The organism is Pseudomonas sp. Ors-4-3C (genome assembly GCF_055755035.1).
This window is the reverse complement of record NZ_CM146900.1, coordinates 6,201,363-6,222,530: the sequence shown is the minus strand read 5'-3', so window position 1 is coordinate 6,222,530 and position 21,168 is coordinate 6,201,363. Positions and strand designations below refer to the sequence as shown.

Annotated in this window: 20 protein-coding genes; all 20 read left to right on the top strand. The window is 62.4% G+C overall.

Features of this window, described 5'->3' with window-relative positions; all coding sequences use genetic code 11:
* Window positions 1–302 precede the first annotated feature (302 nt).
* Window positions 303–701: a DUF2946 domain-containing protein gene (locus tag ACVHNU_RS28115; protein ID WP_473018704.1), complete on the top strand. Its 399-nt coding sequence runs from the start codon at window positions 303–305 to the stop codon at window positions 699–701.
* Window positions 702–748: 47 nt separating this feature from the next.
* Window positions 749–1,228: a copper chaperone PCu(A)C gene (locus ACVHNU_RS28110; RefSeq protein WP_103485965.1), complete on the top strand. Its 480-nt coding sequence runs from the start codon at window positions 749–751 to the stop codon at window positions 1,226–1,228.
* 21 nt (window positions 1,229–1,249) lie between these two features.
* Window positions 1,250–1,696 (top strand): DUF2946 domain-containing protein, encoded by a 447-nt coding sequence (locus ACVHNU_RS28105; protein ID WP_400496169.1) that lies wholly within the window; start codon window positions 1,250–1,252, stop codon window positions 1,694–1,696.
* A gap of 85 nt (window positions 1,697–1,781) precedes the next feature.
* Complete coding sequence (locus ACVHNU_RS28100; protein ID WP_473018703.1) at window positions 1,782–3,902, top strand: TonB-dependent copper receptor; 2,121 nt, start codon at window positions 1,782–1,784, stop codon at window positions 3,900–3,902.
* A gap of 153 nt (window positions 3,903–4,055) precedes the next feature.
* The gene (locus ACVHNU_RS28095; protein ID WP_473018702.1) at window positions 4,056–5,435 is read left to right on the top strand and encodes a PepSY-associated TM helix domain-containing protein; all 1,380 of its coding nucleotides are present in this window, start codon (window positions 4,056–4,058) and stop codon (window positions 5,433–5,435) included.
* 150 nt (window positions 5,436–5,585) lie between these two features.
* Entirely contained in the window at window positions 5,586–7,709 is a 2,124-nt protein-coding gene (locus tag ACVHNU_RS28090) for a TonB-dependent receptor (RefSeq protein WP_473018701.1), read from the top strand.
* 114 nt (window positions 7,710–7,823) lie between these two features.
* Window positions 7,824–8,612, top strand: coding sequence for an ABC transporter ATP-binding protein (locus ACVHNU_RS28085; protein ID WP_473018700.1), 789 nt, complete (start codon window positions 7,824–7,826; stop codon window positions 8,610–8,612).
* Window positions 8,609–9,556: an ABC transporter substrate-binding protein gene (locus ACVHNU_RS28080; RefSeq protein ID WP_473018699.1), complete on the top strand. Its 948-nt coding sequence runs from the start codon at window positions 8,609–8,611 to the stop codon at window positions 9,554–9,556. Before ACVHNU_RS28085 ends, ACVHNU_RS28080 begins: the two co-directional genes overlap by 4 nt.
* Complete coding sequence (locus tag ACVHNU_RS28075) at window positions 9,553–10,563, top strand: FecCD family ABC transporter permease (RefSeq protein WP_400507892.1); 1,011 nt, start codon at window positions 9,553–9,555, stop codon at window positions 10,561–10,563. The genes ACVHNU_RS28080 and ACVHNU_RS28075 overlap by 4 nt, the downstream gene beginning before the upstream one ends.
* A gap of 313 nt (window positions 10,564–10,876) precedes the next feature.
* Window positions 10,877–12,142, top strand: a complete 1,266-nt coding sequence (urtA, locus tag ACVHNU_RS28070) for an urea ABC transporter substrate-binding protein (protein ID WP_003221226.1) — start codon at window positions 10,877–10,879, stop codon at window positions 12,140–12,142.
* A 163-nt stretch (window positions 12,143–12,305) separates the two neighbouring features.
* Window positions 12,306–13,808: an urea ABC transporter permease subunit UrtB gene (urtB, locus tag ACVHNU_RS28065; RefSeq protein ID WP_262142667.1), complete on the top strand. Its 1,503-nt coding sequence runs from the start codon at window positions 12,306–12,308 to the stop codon at window positions 13,806–13,808.
* Entirely contained in the window at window positions 13,808–14,887 is a 1,080-nt protein-coding gene (gene urtC, locus ACVHNU_RS28060; RefSeq protein WP_473018698.1) for an urea ABC transporter permease subunit UrtC, read from the top strand. The genes urtB and urtC overlap by 1 nt, the downstream gene beginning before the upstream one ends.
* Window positions 14,884–15,753: an urea ABC transporter ATP-binding protein UrtD gene (gene urtD / locus ACVHNU_RS28055; protein ID WP_400507896.1), complete on the top strand. Its 870-nt coding sequence runs from the start codon at window positions 14,884–14,886 to the stop codon at window positions 15,751–15,753. Before urtC ends, urtD begins: the two co-directional genes overlap by 4 nt.
* A gap of 133 nt (window positions 15,754–15,886) precedes the next feature.
* Window positions 15,887–16,585, top strand: a complete 699-nt coding sequence (gene urtE / locus ACVHNU_RS28050; RefSeq protein ID WP_473018697.1) for an urea ABC transporter ATP-binding subunit UrtE — start codon at window positions 15,887–15,889, stop codon at window positions 16,583–16,585.
* A 30-nt stretch (window positions 16,586–16,615) separates the two neighbouring features.
* The gene (locus tag ACVHNU_RS28045) at window positions 16,616–17,455 is read left to right on the top strand and encodes an urease accessory protein UreD (protein WP_473018696.1); all 840 of its coding nucleotides are present in this window, start codon (window positions 16,616–16,618) and stop codon (window positions 17,453–17,455) included.
* A gap of 147 nt (window positions 17,456–17,602) precedes the next feature.
* Window positions 17,603–17,905 (top strand): urease subunit gamma, encoded by a 303-nt coding sequence (ureA, locus tag ACVHNU_RS28040; protein ID WP_003221215.1) that lies wholly within the window; start codon window positions 17,603–17,605, stop codon window positions 17,903–17,905.
* Window positions 17,906–17,914: 9 nt separating this feature from the next.
* On the top strand, window positions 17,915–18,448 hold the full coding sequence (locus tag ACVHNU_RS28035) for a GNAT family N-acetyltransferase (protein WP_103485951.1): 534 nt from the start codon (window positions 17,915–17,917) through the stop codon (window positions 18,446–18,448).
* A 5-nt stretch (window positions 18,449–18,453) separates the two neighbouring features.
* The gene (locus ACVHNU_RS28030) at window positions 18,454–18,990 is read left to right on the top strand and encodes a GNAT family N-acetyltransferase (protein WP_473018695.1); all 537 of its coding nucleotides are present in this window, start codon (window positions 18,454–18,456) and stop codon (window positions 18,988–18,990) included.
* Window positions 18,987–19,295, top strand: a complete 309-nt coding sequence (locus tag ACVHNU_RS28025; RefSeq protein WP_007966984.1) for an urease subunit beta — start codon at window positions 18,987–18,989, stop codon at window positions 19,293–19,295. The genes ACVHNU_RS28030 and ACVHNU_RS28025 overlap by 4 nt, the downstream gene beginning before the upstream one ends.
* Window positions 19,296–19,465: 170 nt before the next feature.
* Window positions 19,466–21,166, top strand: a complete 1,701-nt coding sequence (gene ureC / locus ACVHNU_RS28020; RefSeq protein ID WP_027613556.1) for an urease subunit alpha — start codon at window positions 19,466–19,468, stop codon at window positions 21,164–21,166.
* Window positions 21,167–21,168 lie beyond the last annotated feature (2 nt).

Genomic DNA, 21,168 nt, shown 5'->3' with positions numbered 1-21,168 from the left:
AGTGGTCGGCAGCGACTGCATAGTTTGTGTATGCCAGGGATCCTGTGGGAGCGGGCTTGCTCGCGAAGGCGTGCGACCTGACAGCTCGTATCCTGAACGTTAAAAAGCAGATCAAAAGATCGCAGCCTCGTTCCACTCGTCAGCTCCTACAGGAACGGCGGATGAGTCTGGCGTTGCGAATTTCCACCGCTACACTCTGTTTCAATTGATCTGCGACACCAAACCGCACGACGCCTTTTTACTTATCGGCCCTGATCAGGCTAAATAGCCGCGCCTGATCGCCCACCCAACGGATCTGTCCCATGAACCGACACCGGCTCGCATTTGCCTGGATCGCCTGCTTCGCAGTGCTGTTCAACATGCTCGCCATGCCGATGACCGGGGCGATGGCGCAGGCGGCCAATTCACCGGCCGAACAGTTGCTGTGGAGCAGTTTCTGCACCGGCAGCGGGACGAAGATGGTGGCGATCAACATCGGCACCACGGAGCAGAAAGCCCCGTCCAACGACAGCCATTCCACCATGCAGCATTGCTGGTGCTGCTCGGGTTCCGCGCCGCTGGTGGCGTTGCCGGGCCATACGCCGCAGCTGTATTTCGCCCGCTACGAAAGCAATCGCAGCGTGGCGCCGCCCTCGTTGCAAACACCGACACCGCGCCAGCAATGGCCGAGCCTCAATCCCCGCGCCTCGCCTCTGGTCTGATCTGTCTCGCAATTGACCTGCGTTTCATATCGTTCCGGAGAACTGCCATGTTGAACAAACTCATCGTCATCGCTGCGCTGTTGCTGCCTGCGTGCTTCGCCCATGCCCACGAATACAAGGCCGGCGAGCTGGAAATCGCTCATCCGTGGTCGCAGGAGCTGCCGCCCAACGCGCCGACCGTCGCGGCTTATTTCGTGATCAGCAATCCCGGCAAGACCGACGACCGCCTGCTCAGCGTCGACTCGCCGATCACCGCCGAAGCGCAACTGCATGAGCATGTGATGCAGGGCGACCTGATGAAAATGCAGCAGGTGCCCGATGTGGTGATTCCTGCCGGCGGCACGGTGACGTTCGCACCGATGGCCTATCACGTGATGCTGCTCAACCCGAAAGACCGCAGTCTGCTCAGCGACGGCAAACGCTTCCCGCTGACCCTGCATTTCGAGAAGGCCGGTGACGTGACCGTCGAGGTCGCGGTGCAGAAGAAACCTCCGCAAGAAACCCAGGCACACGATCACGCTCAGTAACCGATCCGGCTGACCACGCCCGTGCGCCCGCAACGCGCCGGGGCGTCCCGCCTGCATCGCCAGAGCCAGACTCTGACCCGCGGTAGCTGGATCGCCCTGTTCGCCATGTTGATGATCTTCATCGGCCCGCTGATTTCTCAGTCGATGCCGATGGATCAGCACGCCTCGACTTCCATGGCGATGCCCATGGACATGTCGATGGCCATGCCGGGCATGGATCACGCCACGCACGGTGCACAACCGGCTGCCGAACACTGTCCGCCGCAATCCTCGCACCACGCCCTGTGGGAAAAATGCGGTTATTGCAGCCTGCTGTTCAACTGTCCGGCGCTGACCGGTGGCGGCACTTTCGCCACGTTCAGCATCGCCCACGCCAACACCTTCACTCCACCCTCCCCGCGTCTGGGGCATGCCCGGCAGACCTTCTTCCCCGGCGCCCGAACCCGCGCCCCGCCCATCGCCGCGTAAACACCGCACCTTTGATTGCACACGGTTGAGAAGACAGCTTCAGGCTGCCGGCCGTGTCGTTTACGACTGTTTGATGGAAATTGTCATGTCCAGGTTTTCTGCTGTTCCACGTTTGAGCGCTGCTCGGGCGTCCTTTGCCTTGAACGAATCGCGCATTCGTTTCTCGCACGCCACCGCCGTCCTTTGCGGCGTCCTGCTGTCCCCGCTGGTGCTGGCCGATGACCACGCCGGGCACAACGAAGAACTGAGTCCGACGGTGATCACCGCGATCGCCCCGAGCTCGCCGCTGACCATCGTCACCAACCCCAAGGACCCGCGCCAACCGGTGCCGGCCAGTGACGGCGGCGATTACCTGAAGACCATTCCCGGCTTCGCCCTGGTGCGCAACGGCGGCACCAACGGTGATCCGGTGCTACGCGGGATGTTCGGTTCGCGGCTGAACATTCTCACCAACGGCAGCATGCTGCTCGGCGCCTGCCCGGGGCGGATGGACGCGCCGACCTCGTACATCTCGCCGGAAACCTACGACAAGCTCACAGTGATCAAGGGCCCGCAAACCGTGCTCTGGGGGCCGGGCGCATCGGCCGGCACGATCCTCTTCGACCGTGAGCCGGAAAGCTTCGGCGAGCTCGGCACGCGGGTGAATGCCAGCGTGCTGGCCGGCTCCAACGGACGCTTCGACAAGGTGGTCGACGCCGCTGCCGGCGGGCCATTGGGCTACGTGCGAGTGATCGGCAACACCGCGCACTCCGACGACTATCGCGACGGCAACAACGCCACCGTGCCGTCGCGCTACGACAAGTGGAACGGTGACATCGCAGTGGGCTGGACCCCGGACGCCGACACCCTGCTCGAACTCACCGCCGGTAAAGGCGACGGCGAAGCACGCTACGCCGGACGCGGCATGGACGGTTCGCAGTTCCTGCGCGAAAGCCTCGGCCTGCGCTTCGAAAAATCCAACATCACTGACGTGTTGGAAAAGCTCGAAGCACAGGTCTACTACAACTACGCCGACCACGTGATGGACAACTACACCCTGCGCACGCCGTCCGGCACCGGGATGATGGCCGGTCCCATGGCCTCCAACGTCGACCGTCGCACCCTCGGCGCGCGGATCAAGGCGACTTGGCGCTGGGCCGACATCCAACTGATCACCGGCCTCGATGCGCAGACCAACGAGCACCGCCAGCGCAGTGGCATGGGCATCGACACCTACAAGGATCAGCCGTACACCAAGGACGCCGATTTCCATAACTACGGCGTGTTCAGCGAAATGACCTGGTACGCCGCCGACCGTGATCGCCTGATCACTGGCGCCCGGGTCGACCGCGCTTCGGCCAGGGATTACCGGCAGAGCATCGGTTCGGGAATGATGAGCAGCCCCAACCCGACCGCCGGCGAGACCCGCGCCGACACCCTGCCAAGCGGCTTCGTGCGTTACGAGCATGACCTGGCTGACAGCCCGGCCACGCTGTACGCCGGCCTCGGCCACGCGCAGCGCTTCCCGGATTACTGGGAGCTGTTTTCACCGAAGTCTGGCCCGGTCGGTTCGCTGAATGCGTTCGACTCGATCAAACCGGAGAAGACCACCCAGTTCGACTTCGGTGTGAACTACAAGACCGCTGAACTCGAAGCCTGGGCCTCGGGCTACATCGGCGTGGTGCGCGACTACATCCTGTTCGACTACACGCCGACGATGATGGGCATGAGCTCTTCGCGCGCGGAAAACATCGACGCACGGATCATGGGTGGCGAATTGGGCGCGGCGTACAAACTCACCGAGCACTGGAAAGCCGATGCGACGCTGGCTTACGCCTGGGGTAAGAACAGCAGCGACGGCAAGGCCCTGCCACAAATGCCGCCACTGGATGCGCGCTTCGGCCTGACCTACAGCGAAGACAACTGGAGCGCCGGAGCACTGTGGCGCTTGGTCGCGGCGCAAAACCGCATCGACCAGAACAAGGGCAACGTGGTCGGCAAGGACTACGACAAGAGCGGCGGCTTTGGCGTGTTCTCGCTCAACGGCGCCTACCGGATCAACAAGAACTGGAAGGTCAGCACCGGCGTCGACAACCTGTTCGGCAAGGCTTACGCCGAACACCTGAACCTGGCCGGTAACGCCGGTTTCGGCTACCCGGCCAACGACCCGCAAGCGATCAATGAGCCGGGGCGCACGCTCTGGACCAAGGTCGATATGAGTTTCTAACAGTCAAATCCCACCCTGTGGGAGCGAGCTTGCTCGCGAAGGGGACGGCACATCCAACATAGATGCAGCCTGATACGACGCCTTCGCGAGCAAGCTCGCTCCCACAAGGGTTGCAGAACAACGAAAAGATCCAAGCCAAGCGGAGCAAACGTGATGCAAAAGCCCAAAGCGAAATTCTACAACCTGGCCTGGCGCTGGCATTTCTATGCCGGATTGTTCGTCGCGCCCTTCATGGTGATGCTGGCCCTGACCGGCATCATCTACCTGTTCAAACCGCAACTCGACTCACTGATGTACAGCAGCCTGCTCAACGTCCCGGCCGGACATCACACGGTGCCGGCCGATGAGCTGCTGCAACGGGTCAAGAGCGCTTATCCACAGGGTCAGATCACCCAGTACCTGCCGCCGGCCAACGCCGAACGCAGCGCGCAGTTCGTGGTGAAAAACGCCGGCCATGAACTCAACGTATTCATCGATCCGTACCACGGCGACATCCTCGGCGAGCAGGATGCAAAGAAAAATCTGCAAGCCATCGCCCGCGCCATTCACGGCGAATTGATGATCGGCACGGTGGGTGATCGCCTGATCGAACTCGCCGCCGGTTGGGGTGTGGTGCTGGTGGTATCGGGGGTCTTTCTGTGGTGGCCGCGCGGTCAGGCGGCGGGGATTCTGTGGCCTCGCCTGAACAGTCGCGGTCGGGTGTTGTGGCGTGATCTGCACGCGGTCACCGGGTTCTGGGGCGCAGCATTGCTGCTGGTGATGCTGCTCAGCGGCATGACCTGGACCGGCTTCTGGGGCAAGCAGTACGCCCAGGTGTGGAACGTGTTCCCGGCCGCGATGTGGAACAACGTGCCGACCTCCGACGTCGAGGCCGGCAGCCTGAACAACGCCGCGCGTCAGACCGTGCCATGGGCGATGGAAAACACGCCGATGCCGATGTCCGGCGACCACGCCGAACACATGGCCCACGGCGGCATGCAACACGGTCCCGCCGCACCCGCGATCAGCCTGCAAGACGTGCAGAACATTGCAGTGGAACGCAAGGTCGAACCCGGCTACAGCATCACCCTGCCAACCACCGCGACCGGTGTGTTCACCATTGCCGTGTTTGCCGACGACCCGCGTAACGATGCGACCCTGCATGTCGATCAGTACACCGGCAAGGTCCTCGCCGATGTGCGTTTCGAGCAGTACGGCGCGGTGGCGCGGGCCACGGAAATCGGCGTGATGCTCCACGAAGGCAAGATGTTCGGCACCTTCAACCAGATTGTCGTGCTGCTGATCTGCCTGATGATTCTGCTCAGCGCCGTCAGCGGTGTGGTGATCTGGTGGAAGCGTCGTCCGCAGGGCAAGTTCGGCGTACCGCCGCTGCGCCATGATCTGCCGAAATGGAAAACCGGCGTGGCGATCATGCTGGTGCTGGCGGTGATTTTTCCGCTGGTGGGGGCTTCGCTGGTGATGGTCTGGCTGCTGGATCGGCTGCTGTTGTCGCGTCTGGGCCGCCAAGCTGAATCTGCCTCAACTTCATCATGAAGCAGGCGAGATGCGCGTTTTAGACAGATCTTTAAACTGCCGGGGCTTAAACTCCGGCATTTTTTAGTGTTACTGTGTAACACAAATAGGCCACTCTGCCCGCAACCACAAGTTGCGGGCTTTCTTTTGAAGAAGTGATTCACCGCCCCGATGAACAAGTACCTCTTGTCCAGCCTCTGCCTGCTTGCCCTGAACAACGCCAGCGCCGATGGCCAACCGTTGACGCTGCCCACCGGAACCATCAGCGCCCCGGCCATGGATGACGAAAACGTCAGCCTGACCACACCGACCACCGCTGGCTCACGCCTGAACCTGACGGCCCTGGAAACCCCGGCCAGTGTCGAAAGCCTCAGCGGCGAGCAGGTGCGCGCCCGTGGCGATCGCAGCGTGCAGGACGCCGTGTCGCGCAGCACCGGCATCAGCCGCACCGGCACCCCGGGCGATGGTGGCACCTCGTTGCAGGCACGCGGCTTTACCGGGCAGAGTTCGGTGATGCAGTTGTATGACGGCAACCGGATGTACAGCGGCATGGGCACCGCGACCTTTCCGGTCGACACCTGGTCGGTGGAGCGCGTCGACGTGCTGCGCGGCCCGGCCTCGGTGCTGTACGGCGAAGGCGCGACCGGCGCGGTGGTCAACGTGATCCCGAAGAAACCGTTCGAGGGTGAAATCGAAAACCACCTGCGCGTCGGCTACGGTTCCTACGACAGCCAGCAACAGGCGTTCGACAGCGGCGGTTCGCTGAGCGACACCCTGAGCTATCGCCTCAATCTCAATCGTCTGCGCAGCAACGGCTGGATTGATCGCGGCGACTCCTCCAGCGACTTCATCAGCGCCGCCCTGCGCTGGCAAGCCACTGATGATCTGGCGTTCACCCTCGCCCACGACTATGGCGACCAGCGTCCGCAGAACTACTTCGGCACGCCGTTGATCAACGGCCAATTGCAAGACAGCCTGCGCAACAAGAACTACAACGTGCGTGACGACCAGCAGCACTACAACGATCAGTGGACGCGTCTGACCAGCGACTGGCAGATCAACGACGCGGTCAGTGCCAGCAACGAGTTGTACTACCTCAAGGCCCAGCGCCGCTGGCAGAACGCCGAGAACTACAATTTCGACACCGCCACACAACACCTCAGCCGCAGCGGCTACTTCGGCATCGGCCACCAGCAAGAGCAGGTCGGCGACCGCCAGACCTTCACCTTCAAACACTCGCTGTTCGGCCTCGACAGCCAGACCGTGAGCGGCGTCGATTACAACCGCATCCGTTTCCAGCTCAACAGCAACTCGCCGTTCAACGATGTGCTGCCGAACGGTCAGGCGCTGGATCTGTATCACCCGCAACCGGGCTATTTCGAAAGCGCCAACCCTTACCGTGACCAGTTCGACAGCACCACCAGACAGATGTCAGTGTTCGCTGAAAACCGCACGCAACTGAGCGAGCGCTGGTCGCTGGTGACCGGCGTGCGCCGTGATTACGTGCATGTGGATCGCACTAATCTGGTCGACGGCAGCCAGAGCGACAAGACCCTGACCGGCAACAACTGGAAGGCCGGACTGGTGTTTGCCCTGACGCCCGAGACCTCGTTCTACGGTCAGGTCGCGACCAGCACCGACGGCATCGGTGGCTTGATTTCGCTGAGCCCGAGCCAGCAGCAATACGACCTGTCGACCGCGCGGCAGACAGAAATCGGCATGAAGCAGTTGTTCTGGGATCAGCGCGGTGAGTTCACCCTGGCGGCCTATCGCATCGTCAAAAAGAAACTGCTGACCGACGATCCGGGCAACCCGACGCTCAAGCAGCAAGTCGGCCAGCAATCGTCCAACGGCCTGGAAGCCAGCCTCGATCTGCAACTGCCGCACGCCTGGCAACTGCAGGCCAACGCGGCGATTGTGAAGGCCAGGTACGATGACTTCTCCGAAGTGGTCAACGGGCAGACGCTGTCGTACAACGGCAATCGCCCGGTGGATGTGCCACGGCGCACCGCCAATCTGTGGCTGAACAAAAACCTCAGCGATGACCTGAAGGCCGGCGCCGGCGTGCGTTATGTCGATGCGCGTTACGCCGACATGGCCAATCGCAACGAGCTGCCGAGTTACACCGAGGTCGATGCGACGCTGTCGTGGAAAGCTTTGCGCAACACCACGCTGGGTCTGCAGGTGAACAATCTGTTTGACCGCCAGTACGCACAAAGCCAATACAATGAGGGCCAACAGTGGATTCTCGGCGAGCCGAGATCGTTCTTCGTCACGGCCGATTACACCTTTTGATTCATGGCCCTCTTCGCGAGCAAGCCCGCTCCCACATTGAAACGCGATCAACTGTGGGAGCGGGCTTGCTCGCGAAGGCGTCATCAGCAACGCCAGATATTTCAGAGTAGAAGCATGACCTCGCTAAACCTCACCAACCTCGCCTGGACACCTCTGGGCCACGGCCACTGCCATCACCAGTTCCAGCTGCGTGACGCCTCGTTGCAGGTGGCTGCCGGTGAGTTCGTCGGGCTGATCGGCCCCAACGGCAGCGGCAAGACCAGCCTGCTGCGGTGCGCCTATCGCTTCAGTCAGCCGGAAAGCGGTGAGGTCAGACTCGATCACCACAACGTGTGGAAGCAGTCCTCGCGCTGGTGCGCAAAACGCATCGCCGTGGTCTTGCAGGAGTTCCCCGATGCCTTTGGCCTGACCGTCGAAGAAGTGGTCGCCATGGGCCGCACGCCGCACAAAGGCCTGTTCGATGGCGACACGCTGGAAGATCGACAGCTGGCGACGCAAGCGCTCACATCCGTCGGCCTCGACGGCTTCGAAGACCATGCTTTCGCCACGCTGTCCGGCGGTGAAAAACAGCGGGTGATCCTTGCCCGCGCCCTGACCCAGCAACCGCAACTGTTGATCCTCGACGAGCCGACCAACCACCTCGATCCGCGTTATCAGCTCGAACTGCTGCAACTGGTCAAGCGCCTGCAGATCGGCACCCTCGCCAGCATCCACGACCTGAACCTCGCGGCCGCCTTCTGCGACCGACTGTACGTGATCAACCACGGACGGATCGTCGCCAGCGGCACGCCGCAGCAAGTGCTCACCACCGAGCTGCTGCGCGACGTGTTCGGCGTCGAAGCGTTGATCGACTCCCACCCCCTCCACGACTACCCGCGAATCACCTGGATAACCCGACCATGACTGTGCGTTCCCTGCTTTGCGTCGCTCTTTTGTTGTGCAGTGCCCAGGCCTTCGCCGAAGCCACGAAGTACCCGCTGACCATCCATAGCTGCAACCGCGAAGTGACCTTCAAGGAGGCGCCGAAACACGCGGTCAGTCACGACATCAACATGACCCAGATGATGCTCGCCCTCGGCCTCAAATCGCGCATGGCCGGGTACAGCGGTGTCAGTGGCTGGAAGTCGGTGACGCCCGCGATGCAGTCGCTGCTCGACGGCTTGCCGGAACTGGCCGCGAAATATCCGTCGGTGGAAACCCTGCTCAACGCCAACGTCGATTTCTTCTTCGCCGGCTGGGATTACGGCATGCGCGTCGGCGGCGATCTCACCCCGCAGACCCTGCAACCGCTGGGCATCAACGTGTATGAGCTGACCGAGTCCTGCGCCTTCGTGATGAAACGCCCGGCGGCGACGCTGGACGACACCTATAACGACCTGCGCAACCTCGGGAAGATTTTCGACGTGCAGGATCGCGCCAACGCACTGATCGCCGACATGCAGCAACAGGTCGCCGAAATCCGCAAAGATCTGCCCGCCGACAAGCCGCGCGTGTTTCTCTACGACAGCGGCGAAGACCGCGCCATGACTTCCGGCCGTCTCGGCATGCCACAGGCGCTGATCGATGCGGCCGGCGGGCGCAACATTCTCGACGACGTCGAAGCAAGCTGGACCCGGGTCAATTGGGAGACCGTGGTCGAACGCAATCCACAGGTGATCGTGATCGTCGATTACAGCGAAATCACCGCCGAGCAGAAGATCGAATTCCTGCTGAAGAACCCGGCGCTGCAATCGGTGGATGCGATCAAGAACCAGCGTTTCATCGTCATCCCCTACGTGCAGGCCACGCCGGGGATCGATAACGTGCTGGCGGTGGAAACCCTGGCCAAGGGGTTCCACGGCGAATGATCGACCGTCGCTACGCCTTGTTGCTGACCGCCCTCGGCGCCGTGTTGCTGGTGTCGTGCGTGGTCTCGCTCGGCTTTGGTCCGGCGCGGGTGCCGGTGGACGTGGTGTGGCGGATTCTGCTGCACAAGGCCTTCGGTCTCGGCGAGGTGAGCTGGAGCGCCGGGCAGGAACACATCGTCTGGCTGATCCGCGTGCCGCGCATGTTGCTCGGGGCGTTGGTCGGCGCCGGGCTGGCGTTGATCGGCGCAGTGCTGCAAGCGGTGACGCGCAATCCACTGGCCGATCCGCACCTGCTTGGCGTCACCTCCGGCGCGACACTCGGCGCCGTGATCGTGGTGCTGCACATCGGTGAAGTCGTCGGCCTGCTGACCTTGCCGATTGCCGCATTCATCGGCGCCTTGCTGAGCATGTTTCTGGTGCTGGGCATTGCCAACCGTCAGGGTCGGCTCGACAGCGACCGGTTGCTGCTGTGCGGCGTGGCGGTGTCGTTCGTGATGATGGCAATCGCCAATCTGCTGCTGTTCATGGGCGACCATCGCGCCAGCTCGGCGGTGATGTTCTGGATGCTCGGCGGCCTCGGCCTGGCGCGCTGGGAACTGCTGACGGTGCCGGCGCTGAGCGTGTTGCTCGGCCTCGGCTTGCTGCTGGGCATGGCCCGACCGTTGAACGCCTTGATGGCCGGCGAACAGACCGCCGTCACCCTCGGCCTGAATGCCCGCGCGGTGCGCCTGCGGGTGTTTGTGATCGCCTCCTTGATGACCGGGGTGCTGGTGTCGATCAGCGGCTCGATCGGTTTTGTCGGGCTGATGGTGCCGCACATTGCCCGGCGTCTGGTCGGCGCCGAACACCGGCGACTGCTGCCGGCCTGCGTACTGCTCGGCAGCCTGTTCCTGGTCTGGGTCGATGTTGCCGCGCGCACCCTGATCGCGCCGGAAGACCTGCCCATCGGCGTTGCCACCGCGGCTATCGGCGGCCTGTTCTTCATCGGTCTGATGCGCCGCCGCTGACACAACCCAATCCCCCCTGTAGGAGCTGCCGCAGGCTGCGATCTCTTGATCTTGCTTTTGATCATTGAAAATCAAAGTCAAAAGATCGCAGCCTGCGGCAGCTCCTACAGGAACAGTGTGCGCCCCAATCTGGCGCGGCCGCTTGCACCAACGCTCTCTCCGCGTCCCTTCATGGTGCACCCCGCCAACGCGCAACCGCTCTAAACCGACATTTTCCTGCCCGATCCCGACCGGGCACAGCCCTTGCAAAACAGTCTTCAGTCGTCCGCATCTGCCAACCATAAAAAACTTTAATGTTCATGGAGATCGCACAATGAAGCGTCGCAGTTTGATCAAGGCTTTCACACTCACGGCATCCATTGCCGCGATGGGCATGACCTGGACTGTCCAGGCTGCCGAGACCATCAAGGTGGGGATTCTGCATTCGTTGTCCGGGACCATGGCGATCTCCGAAACATCGCTCAAAGACATGGCGCTGATGACCATCGACGAGATCAACGCCAAGGGCGGCGTGAACGGCAAGATGCTCGAACCGGTGGTGGTCGACCCGGCGTCGAACTGGCCGCTGTTCGCCGAGAAGGGCCGGCAGTTGCTGACGCAGGACAAGGTCGCGGTGGTGTTCGGTTGCTGGACCTCGGTATCACGTAAATCGGTACTGCCGGTGTTCGAAGAACTCAACGGCCTGCTGTTCTACCCGGTGCAGTACGAAGGCGAAGAGATGTCGCCGAACGTGTTCTACACCGGCGCCGCGCCGAACCAACAGGCGATTCCGGCGGTGGAATACCTGATGAGCGAAGAAGGCGGCAGCGCCAAGCGCTTCTTCCTGCTCGGCACCGACTACGTCTACCCGCGCACCACCAACAAGATCCTGCGCTCGTTCCTGCATTCCAAAGGCGTGGCCGACAAGGACATCGAAGAGGTCTACACCCCATTCGGTCACAGCGACTATCAAACCATCGTCGCCAACATCAAGAAGTTCTCCGCCGGTGGCAAAACCGCTGTGATTTCCACGGTCAACGGCGACTCCAACGTGCCGTTCTACAAAGAGCTGGCCAACCAGGGCCTGAAGGCTACCGACGTACCGGTGGTGGCGTTCTCCGTGGGTGAAGAAGAGCTGCGCGGCATCGACACCAAACCGCTGGTGGGCAACCTCGCGGCGTGGAACTACTTCGAGTCCGTGGAGAACCCGGTGAACAAGAAGTTCGTCGCTGACTGGAAGGCCTACGCGAAGAAACACAACCTGCCGGGCGCCGACAAAGCCGTGACCAACGACCCGATGGAAGCCACCTACGTCGGCATCCACATGTGGGCGCAAGCCGTTGAAAAAGCCAAGTCCACCGACGTCGACAAAGTCCGCGAAGCACTGGCTGGCCAGACCTTTGCTGCGCCGTCCGGTTACACCCTGACCATGGACAAGACCAATCACCACCTGCACAAACCGGTGATGATCGGCGAGATCCAGGCTGACGGTCAGTTCAACGTGGTCTGGCAGACCGAAGGCCCGATCCGTGCCCAGCCGTGGAGCCCGTTTATCGATGGCAACGACAAGAAGCCGGATTATGCGGTGAAGAGCAACTGAACCATTGGGTGTCGGGCTGTTAAGACTTTCAGTCCGACACACTCCCCCTGTGGGAGCGGGCTTGCTCGCGAAAGCAGTTCGTCATTCAACTTAAATGCAAGCTGACACACCGCTTTCGCGAGCAAGCCCGCTCCCACAATTAGTCCGCGCAAGGCGACTCTTTATGCCGACTACCCTTTACCGCTTCATCCTCGTCATCGCACTTCTGTTGCCGATGACTGCCTTTGCCGGCGACGCCGAAGACTTCGTCGCCGCCAATCCCGTGCAGCAAGCCAAACTGCTGGAAGCCTGGGCCGCGCAGCCCGAGCCGGCGCGTGTCGAGCTGATCAACGCCCTGCAACAAGGCGAATTGACCCTCGACGGCCAGCCGAAAACCCTGCGCCTGAACAACCGCCTGCGGGGTCTGATCGACACCGCTTTGGCCAGCCACCAATTGCTCGCCGCCGACGCCAAAATCCGTCTGACTGCTGCGCAGCAATTGCAGAAAAGCGCGAAACCCGCGCAGCTGAAATTCCTCGACCAGCAACTGGCTGGCGAAAAAGATGAGAACGTCCACGCCGCCCTGAGCCTGGCCCTGGCCAACCTGCAATTGGTGGACAGCGATCCGGCAGTGCGTCTGGCCGCCGTGCGCCTGCTCGGTGAAACCGGCGATCCCCTGGCCCGCACCCGCCTCGAAGGCCTGCTCGAACCCGGCGTCGAAAGCGATGCCGGCGTGCGCACCGCCGCCGAAACCAGTCTGGCGCAGGTGAAACACAAACTGCTGGTCGGCGAAATCCTCGGTGAAGCCTTCAGCGGCATGTCCCTCGGCTCGATTCTGCTGCTCGCGGCACTCGGTCTGGCGATCACCTTCGGCCTGCTCGGGGTGATCAACATGGCCCACGGCGAGATGCTGATGCTTGGCGCCTACTCGACCTACGTGGTGCAGCTGATGTTCCAGCGTTACGCCCCGCAAGCCATCGAGTTCTACCCGCTGATCGCGCTGCCGGTGGCGTTCTTCGTCACGGCGGCGATCGGCATGGCGCTGGAACGCACGGTGATTCGTCATCTCTACGGCCGGCCGCTGGAAACCCTGCTCGCCACCTGGGGCATCAGCCTGATGCTGATCCAGTTGGTACGCCTGCTGTTCGGAGCGCAGAACGTCGAGGTGGCGAACCCGGCGTGGCTGTCCGGCGGGATTCAGGTGCTGCCGAATCTGGTGCTGCCGTACAACCGCATCGTGATCATCGCCTTCGCCTTGTTCGTGGTGGTGCTGACCTGGCTGCTGCTGAACAAGACCCGCCTCGGCCTCAACGTGCGAGCGGTCACGCAGAACCGCAACATGGCCGCCTGCTGCGGTGTGCCCACCGGGCGCGTCGACATGCTCGCCTTCGGCCTCGGCTCGGGCATCGCCGGCCTCGGTGGCGTGGCGCTGAGCCAGATCGGCAACGTCGGCCCGGACCTGGGTCAAAGCTACATCATCGACTCGTTCCTGGTGGTGGTGCTCGGGGGTGTCGGTCAACTCGCCGGCAGCGTGCTCGCTGCGTTCGGCCTCGGCATCGCCAACAAGATTCTCGAACCGCAGATCGGTGCGGTACTCGGCAAGATCCTGATCCTCGCGCTGATCATTCTGTTCATCCAGAAACGTCCGCAAGGCCTCTTCGCACTGAAAGGACGGGTGATCGACTGATGAACCAGCCTCTACTTGTCACGGCCACGCAAAAGGCCGGACCGAAACTCACCCTCGCCATCGGCGCGGTGATCCTCGCGCTGCTGATCGCCCTGCCGCTGCTCTCGCTGCTGGCGCCGGACAACGCGCTGCATGTGTCGGCGTATTCGCTGACGCTGGTTGGCAAAATCCTCTGCTACGCCATCGTCGCTCTGGCGCTGGATCTGGTCTGGGGTTATGCCGGTCTGCTGTCGCTGGGCCACGGCCTGTTCTTCGCCCTCGGCGGTTACGCGATGGGCATGTACCTGATGCGTCAGGCGGCCGGTGATGGTTTGCCGGCGTTCATGACCTTTCTGTCGTGGACCGAATTGCCGTGGTACTGGAGCGGCACCAGCAGTTTTATCTGGTCGATGTGTCTGGTGGTGCTGGCACCGGGTCTGCTGGCGCTGGTGTTCGGCTTCTTCGCCTTCCGCTCGCGGATCAAGGGCGTGTATTTCTCGATCATGACCCAGGCCCTGACCTTCGCCGGGATGCTCCTGTTTTTCCGCAACGAGACCGGGTTTGGCGGCAACAACGGCTTCACCAATTTCCGCACGATTCTCGGTTTCGGCATCACTGAGCCGGGCACCCGCGCGGTGCTGTTTCTGGCCACCGTGCTGTTGCTGGTTGCGAGCCTGTTCATCGGTTGGCGGTTGGCGCAGAGCAAGTTCGGCCGGGTGCTGACCGCGCTGCGCGATGCGGAAAACCGCCTGATGTTCTGCGGCTACGACCCGCGCGGCTTCAAGCTGTTCGTCTGGGTCTTGAGCGCGGTGCTGTGCGGTCTGGCCGGGGCGTTGTATGTACCGCAGGTGGGGATCATCAACCCCAGCGAAATGTCGCCGACCAACTCGATCGAAGCGGCAGTGTGGGTCGCCCTCGGCGGTCGCGGCACGCTGATCGGGCCGTTGCTCGGTGCCGGTGTGGTCAACGGCATGAAGAGCTGGTTCACCGTGGCTTTCCCCGAATACTGGCTGTTCTTCCTCGGTGCGCTGTTCATCGTCGTGACGTTGTATTTGCCCAAAGGTGTGATCGGCCTGCTGAAGAAACGAGGTGAACAATGAGAGTCACTGCGAGTGCTGAATTCATGCTCGAACCGGCGTTTTTCCCGGTGGAGCCGAACAAGGACGAGGGCACCAGCCGCGACTCGATCGGCCTCGGCCAGCGCGTCGGGCCGGGTCTCGACACCCGGCACGGCACGATCCTGACCCTGGAAGACATCAGCGTCAGCTTCGACGGCTTCCGCGCGCTGAATAATCTCAACCTGTACATCGGCGTCGGCGAACTGCGCTGCATCATCGGCCCCAACGGCGCGGGCAAGACCACGCTGATGGACGTGATCACCGGCAAGACCCGCCCCAGCCACGGCAAGGCGTGGTTTGGCGAAACCATGGATCTGACGCAGATGAGCGAAGTGCAGATCGCCCAGGCCGGGATCGGGCGCAAGTTCCAGAAACCGACGGTGTTCGAAGCCCTCAGCGTGTTCGAGAACCTGGAGCTGGCGCAGAAGACCGACAAGTCGGTGTGGGCCAGTTTGCGCGCACGCCTGAGCGGTGAGCAGAAGGATCGCATCAGCGAAGTGCTGGAAACCATTCGCCTGACGGTCTCGGTCAATCGCCCTGCCGGACTGCTGTCCCACGGTCAGAAGCAGTTTCTGGAGATCGGCATGTTGCTGATGCAGGACCCGCAACTGCTGCTGCTCGACGAGCCGGTGGCGGGCATGACCGATGCCGAAACCGAATTCACCGCCGAGCTGTTCAAGAGCCTGGCCGGCAAGCATTCGCTGATGGTGGTCGAGCACGACATGGGCTTCGTCGGCTCGATTGCCGACCATGTGACGGTGCTGCATCAGGGCAGCGTACTGGCGGAAGGATCGCTGGAGCAGGTGCAGGAAAACGAGCGGGTGATCGAGGTCTATCTCGGCCGCTGAACTGCAAACACCTTTCCAAACTGTAGGAGTGAGCCTGCTCGCGATAGCGGTGTATCAGATAAGCCGGCGTTGACTGACACGCCGCTATCGCGAGCAGGCTCACTCCTACAAGGGATTTGAGGAGATTCTGGACATGCTGCAAGTCGACAAGCTGCACCAGTACTACGGCGGTAGCCACATCCTGCGCGGCCTGAGCTTTGACGTAAAAATCGGCGAAGTCACCTGCCTGCTCGGGCGCAACGGCGTGGGCAAGACCACCCTGCTCAAATGCCTGATGGGCCTGTTGCCGGCCAAGGAAGGCGTGGTGAACTGGGAAGGCAAAGCGATCACCACGCTCAAGCCGCACCAGCGGGTACACGCCGGCATCGCCTACGTGCCACAGGGCCGGGAAATCTTCGGCCGGCTCACCGTGGAGGAGAATCTGCTGATGGGCCTGTCACGGTTTCCCGGCAGTGAAGCGAAAGAAGTACCAAGTTTCATCTACGAATTGTTCCCGGTGCTGCTACAAATGAAGCAGCGCCGCGGCGGTGACCTGTCCGGCGGTCAGCAACAGCAGCTGGCTATCGGTCGCGCCTTGGCCAGTCGTCCGCGTTTGCTGATCCTCGACGAGCCCACCGAAGGCATCCAGCCCTCGGTGATCAAGGAGATCGGCGCGGTGATCAAGAAGCTCGCGGCGCGGGGCGACATGGCGATTTTGCTGGTGGAACAGTTTTACGACTTCGCCGCCGAGCTGGCCGATCAGTACCTGGTGATGTCCCGGGGCGAGATCGTGCAACAGGGGCGCGGCGAAAATATGGAGGCCGAGGGTGTACGAGGTCTGGTAACAATTTAATCTGTAGCTTCCTAACGATAATTACAAACCATGAATTTACCGCTTTCCACTGCCCTGTTTACCCCGAGCTGGCACGCCGAGCTGGAGCTGGCCTACGCCCGCTTCGGTGACTGCACGCGCCCGGTTCAGCGCCGACACCTCGGCCCGCTGCGCGTGCAAAAGCATCTGTACGCCGAAGGCCCCGAAGTCTGCCAGCACATCATCGTCCACCCGCCGGGCGGGATCGCCGGCGGTGACCGGCTGAACATCAGCGCCCGCGTCGAACCAGATGCCTGGGCGCAGATCACCAGCCCCGGCGCCGCCAAGTGGTATCGCGCAGCGGGGCTGGCGTATCAGCAGCTCGACCTGAAAATCGCGGCCGGCGCGACGCTGGAATGGCTGCCGCAGGAAACCATCGTCTACAGCGCCGCCCAAGCTGAACTCAGCACGTCGATCGAGCTTGAGGGCGATGCGCGGCTGTTTTACTGGGACGTGGTGGCGCTGGGCCGACCGGCCAGTGGCGAGCGCTTCGACCTCGGACACTTTCAAGCGCATCTGGATATCCGCCGCGACGGGCGATTGCTCTGGCACGAGCGTCAACGCATCACCGGCAATGACGGCTTGCTCGATTCGCCGATCGGCCTGGATGGCCATCCGGTGTTTGCGACGCTGCTGGTGACCGGTGAAATCGATGCCGAATTGCTGGAGCGCTGTCGTTCGCTGGGGCATGCAGTGCGCGGGGATCTGACCCAGTTGCCCGGCCTGTTGGTGGCTCGGTGTTTGGCGTCAGAAGCACTGCTCGCCCGTGCCTGGCTCATCGATTTATGGCGTTTGTTACGCCCGGTTCTGCTAGGCCGCGAAGCCCAGCCCCCGCGAATCTGGAACACCTGAAATGCAATCCAACTGTGGGAGCGGGCTTGCTCGCGAAGGCGATGTGTCATTCACACAGATGCTGGCTGACCTACCGCTTTCGCGAGCAAGCCCGCTCCCACAGGAGATTTGTGCACATTTTTCAATCTGCCCTGATGGATACCCACAATGGACCTGACCCCACGCGAAAAAGACAAGCTGTTGATCTTCACCGCCGGCCTCGTCGCCGAGCGCCGACTGGCCCGTGGCGTGAAGCTCAACTACCCGGAAGCCATGGCCTACATCTCCGCCGCCCTGCTCGAAGGCGCCCGTGACGGCCAGACCGTGGCTGAGCTGATGCACTACGGCACCACCCTGCTGAGCCGCGAGCAGGTGATGGAAGGTATTCCGGAAATGATTCCGGAGATTCAGGTCGAAGCGACGTTCCCCGACGGCACCAAACTGGTCACCGTCCACCAACCGATCGTCTGAGGCCGCACCATGACTTACTCCATTCGCGATGCCCTGCACGCCGACCTCCCTGCAATCCGCGACATCTACAACGACGCGGTGCTCAACACCACGGCGATCTGGAACGAATCGGCGGTCGACCTCGGCAACCGCCAGGCATGGTTCAGTGCCCGTCAGGCCCAGGCCTACCCGATTCTGGTGATCGTCGACGCCGACAATAGCGTGCTCGGCTACGCTTCATTTGGTGACTGGCGGCCGTTCGACGGTTTTCGCCATACCGTCGAGCACTCGGTTTACGTGCGCAGCGACCAACGCGGCAATGGTCTTGGCCCGCAACTGATGAGCGTGCTGATCGAGCGGGCCAAAGCCTGCGCCAAGCATGTGATGGTCGCCGCCATCGAAAGTGGCAACACCGCTTCCATTCGTCTGCATGAACGCGCCGGTTTCAGCATCACCGGGCAGATGCCGCAAGTCGGCACCAAGTTCGGCCGCTGGCTCGACCTGACCTTCATGCAACTGACCCTCAATCCTGGCGCGGAGCCGCCTGACGCCAACAAGGAGTGATAACGATGAACGCTGCCCAACTGCGCCGCGTCAATGCTGAAAGTTTTGCGCACTACCGTCAGGGCTTGATCGACTTGCTGCTCGACGCCGTGGGTTATGGCGCCAGCGTCGGCTTCATGGCCGACCTCGACGCCGCACAGGCGCGCGCCTATTTCGATGAAGTGCAGCAACAAGTGAACAAGGGCGGCGTGTTGCTCTGGGTGGTGGTCAAGGATGAAGAGGTGCAGGCCAGCGTGCAGTTGGGCCTGTGCCAGAAGGCCAACGGCCTCAATCGCGCCGAAGTGCAGAAACTGCTGGTGCGCGAACAGGCGCGGCGTCGTGGCCTCGGCCAGCAATTGATGAATGCGCTGGAACTCGAAGCGGCCAAGCACAAGCGCGGCATGCTTTACCTTGACACCGAGGCCGGCTCCCCCGCCGAAGATTTCTACAAGGCCCTGGGTTACACCCGCGCCGGTGAAATTCCCGATTACGCCTGCGACCCGCATGGCACGTATCGACCGACCGCCCTCTACTACAAGATTCTGCAAGGAGCCCGGCCATGATTCCCGGCCAGTACCAGATCCAGCCCGGCGACATCGAACTGAATGTCGGCCGCCGCACCCTCAGCCTGAAAGTCGCCAACAGCGGCGACCGGCCGATCCAGGTCGGCTCGCACTATCACTTTTTCGAAACCAACGACGCGCTGACCTTCGACCGTGCCGCCAGCCGTGGCATGCGCCTGAACATCCCGGCCGGCACCGCCGTGCGCTTCGAGCCGGGGCAGAGCCGCGAGGTCGAACTGGTGGAGTATGCCGGGCATCGCCGGGTGTTCGGCTTTGCCGGGCGGGTCATGGGTGATCTCGACTGACATGCACACAACCCTGTGGCGAGGGAGCTTGCTCCCGCTCGAGTGCGTAGCACTCGCCAACCCAGGGAACGCGGTGTGTCTGTAAGAAATCATTGGCAGGTTTTGGGACTGCTGCGCAGCCCAGCGGGAGCAAGCTCCCTCGCCACAATAAATTTTTGCAAGGAATTGAAATGAAGATTTCCCGGCAAGCCTACGCCGACATGTTCGGCCCCACCGTCGGCGACAAGGTGCGCCTGGCGGACACCGAGTTGTGGATCGAGGTCGAAAAAGACTTCACCACCTACGGCGAAGAAGTGAAGTTCGGCGGCGGCAAAGTCATCCGCGACGGCCAAGGCCAGAGCCAGTTGCTCGCCGCCGAAGTGGTCGACACCCTTATCACCAATGCGCTGATCATCGACCACTGGGGCATCGTCAAAGCCGACGTCGGCCTCAAGGACGGGCGTATCGCCGCGATCGGCAAGGCCGGCAACCCGGACGTGCAACCGAACGTGACCATCGCCATCGGCGCCAGCACCGAGGTGATCGCCGGTGAAGGCATGATCCTCACCGCCGGCGGCATCGACACGCACATTCACTTCATCTGCCCGCAGCAGATCGAAGAAGCGCTGATGAGCGGCGTCACCACCATGATCGGCGGCGGCACGGGGCCTGCCACCGGCACCAACGCCACCACCTGCACCTCCGGGCCGTGGCACCTGGCGCGCATGCTCCAGGCCGCTGATGCGTTCCCGATGAACATCGGCCTCACCGGCAAGGGCAACGCCAGCCTGCCGGAGCCGCTGATCGAACAGGTCAAGGCCGGGGCCATCGGCCTCAAGTTGCACGAAGACTGGGGCACCACCCCGGCGAGCATCGACAACTGCCTGAGCGTCGCCGATCAGTACGACGTACAGGTGGCGATCCACACCGACACCCTCAACGAATCCGGCTTCGTCGAAACCACCCTCGGCGCGTTCAAGGGTCGCACCATTCACACCTACCACACCGAGGGTGCCGGCGGCGGCCACGCGCCGGACATCATCAAGGCCTGCGGTTTCCCTAACGTGCTGCCGAGCTCGACCAACCCGACCCGGCCGTTCACCCGCAACACCATCGACGAACACCTCGACATGCTGATGGTCTGCCACCACCTCGACCCGAGCATCGCCGAGGACGTGGCGTTCGCCGAAAGCCGCATCCGCCGTGAAACCATCGCCGCCGAAGACATCCTCCACGACCTCGGCGCGTTCTCGATGATCAGCTCCGACAGCCAGGCCATGGGCCGCGTCGGCGAAGTCATCACGCGCACCTGGCAGACCGCCGACAAGATGAAAAAGCAGCGCGGCCCGCTGCCCCAGGACGGCGAAGGCAACGACAACTTCCGCGCCAAGCGCTACATCGCCAAGTACACGATTAACCCGGCGATCACCCACGGCATCAGCCATGAAGTGGGTTCGATCGAAGTCGGCAAATGGGCCGACCTGGTGCTCTGGCGTCCGGCATTTTTCGGTGTGAAACCGACGCTGATCCTCAAGGGCGGCGCGATCGCCGCCAGTCTGATGGGCGACGCCAACGCCTCGATTCCCACCCCGCAACCGGTGCACTACCGCCCGATGTTCGCCAGCTACGGCGGCTCGCTGCACGCCACCAGCCTGACTTTCATCAGTCAGGCCGCGCAGGAGGCCGGGTTGCCCGAGGCACTGGGCCTGAAGAAGAAAATCGGCGTGGTCAAAGGCTGCCGCGACGTGCAGAAAACCGACCTGATCCACAACGATTACTTGCCGAACATCGACGTCGACCCGCAGACCTATCAGGTCAAGGCCGACGGCGTGCTGCTCTGGTGTGAACCGGCCGAGACTCTGCCGATGGCCCAGCGTTACTTCCTGTTCTGACG